We start from the raw sequence: 2,113 nt of genomic DNA, 5'->3' as shown, positions 1-2,113 counted from the left end.
TTAAAATTTCATGAACGAGTAATTTCGGCTCTAAAATTTGAGCTAAGCTGCAAGCGAAGCCAAATTTTAGTAGTCAATTCTTAGGGGGTGAATAAGTTTTAAATTTGCAAAAAGTTCAGTTAAATTTATAAATTTGCCTAGAAATTTTCACATTCCAGGCAAATTTTACTCAATTTTACCTTCTCACAACGTGTAAAAACTGCATATGTTTGCGGTATTGCTCGATGACGTCATTTATCAGCGTAGCTTCGCTCCAGCCAAGCACGTCGTAGTCTTGACCGCCCTCTTTTAGATAGACCTCAGCCCTGTAGTAAAGATCGTCGCCGTCAAGCTCCCTCGTATAGTCTGGGCTATGGCTCTTGGTGAGATAGACGCCATATCTAAAGTCCATCTCGTCGCCAAGTCCGACATTTAAATTTACAAAATTTTCGCCATTTGTGACCTTTGCTTCAAGGCCGTTTTTGGCAAATTCCTCTTTTAGCTCGTTAAACGCTTTTAGTACAACCTCGTTTAAAAATTTCTTGCCATCTTTCTTGCCTGGTAGCGTAATGATCGCACTTAGGCGCTCTTGCCACGGCTTTGAAAGATCACTAATAGGCATATTGCTAAAGTTATTTGTCTCTTTTTTGGTTAGATCCACACGTAACGCCTTAAATAGCCCGTAAATGGCGCCAAGTAACACTATGGAAAATGGCAGTGCTGTGGTGATCGTAAGTGCTTGAAGCGAGCCAAGACCGCCTGCTAGCATCAAAAATGCCGCCACGACGCCCACTGTAACGCCCCAAAAGACCTTTTGCCAAACCGGCGTATCGTCCTTGCCGTTTGAGCAAAGCATGTTCATAACGATCGCTGCTGAGTCGGCAGAAGTTACGAAAAATATTACGATCATAAAGACTGCGATCACGCTTAGCACGCCTGAGAAGCTAAATTTTTCTAAAAACATAAAAAGTGCTGAGGCTGAGTCGGAATTTACAGTCGTTGCTAGCTCGCTAAAGCCGCCTTGCACAAGCGCAATCGCCGAGTTACCAAAAAAGCTCATCCAAGCAAAGGTAAAGCCAGTTGGCACTAAAAGCACGCCTATCACAAATTCTCTGATCGTTCTGCCCTTTGAAATTTTAGCTATAAAAAGCCCCACAAACGGCGACCAAGATAGCCACCAAGCCCAGTATAGCAGCGTCCAACCGCCAAGCCAGCTCTCGTTTTGCCTCTCATAGGCGTAGAGGTTAAAGGTGTTTGAAATGAGCGTAGAGACGTAGTCGCCGCTGTTTTGCACAAACGACTTTAAAAGCTGCGTCGTATCGCCTAAAAATAGTATCAAAAACATAAAACATATAGCTAGCGCAATATTTGCGTTTGATAAGATCTTGATGCCCTTATCTACGCCGCTTGCCGCTGAGATGGTAGCTGCAAAACAAAGCACTATTAGAAGCGTGATATGCATAGTCGGCAGCCCAAAAACGTGCGTAAGGCCAGCATTTACCTGAAGTACGCCGTATCCCAGCGATGTCGCCACACCAAAAAGGGTCGCCACAACGGCAAATGTATCGATGGCACTACCTATCTTGCCGTAAATTTTATCTCCGATGATCGGATAAAATGCCGATCTAAGCGTGAGTGGCAAGCCGTGTCTATACGAGAAAAAGGCTAGAATTAGCGCTACGATAGCATAAACTGACCATGCGCTCATGCCCCAGTGAAAAAATGTGATATTCAACGCAAGCTTTTGCGCTGCGATAGTTTGCGCGTCGCCAACTGGTGGGTTTAGATAGTGCATGAGCGGCTCGGCCACACCAAAAAATACTAGACCTATGCCCATGCCAGCGGCAAAAAGCATAGAAAACCACGAGATATTTTTGTGCTCTGGCTTTACATGGTCAGCTCCAAGCTTGATCTCGCCAAGCTTACTAAAGCCAAGGATGATGACGCTTAGCAGTATGACGGCAACGACTAGGATATAAAACCAGCCAAATTTGGCCGCGATGTAGTTTTGCATACCCTTAAAAAACTCATTTGAGAAATTTGGAAATATCGCTGCAAATGCCGTTATTAAAACTATGATAACAAGCGATGGGATAAATACCTGTCTCTTATACACATCTGACGCTGCCGACGA

Annotated in this window: 1 protein-coding gene; it reads right to left on the bottom strand. The window is 44.3% G+C overall.

Annotated elements, in window-relative coordinates; genetic code table 11:
* Nucleotides 1-175: 175 nt before the first annotated feature.
* The gene (locus Q0296_RS04755) at nt 176-2,095 is read right to left on the bottom strand and encodes a BCCT family transporter (RefSeq protein ID WP_298037216.1); all 1,920 of its coding nucleotides are present in this window, start codon (nt 2,093-2,095) and stop codon (nt 176-178) included.
* Nucleotides 2,096-2,113 lie beyond the last annotated feature (18 nt).

The sequence above is a fragment of the uncultured Campylobacter sp. genome (assembly GCF_937890585.1).
Taxonomy (GTDB): domain Bacteria; phylum Campylobacterota; class Campylobacteria; order Campylobacterales; family Campylobacteraceae; genus Campylobacter_A.
This window is presented reverse-complemented; position numbering and strand designations above follow the sequence as displayed.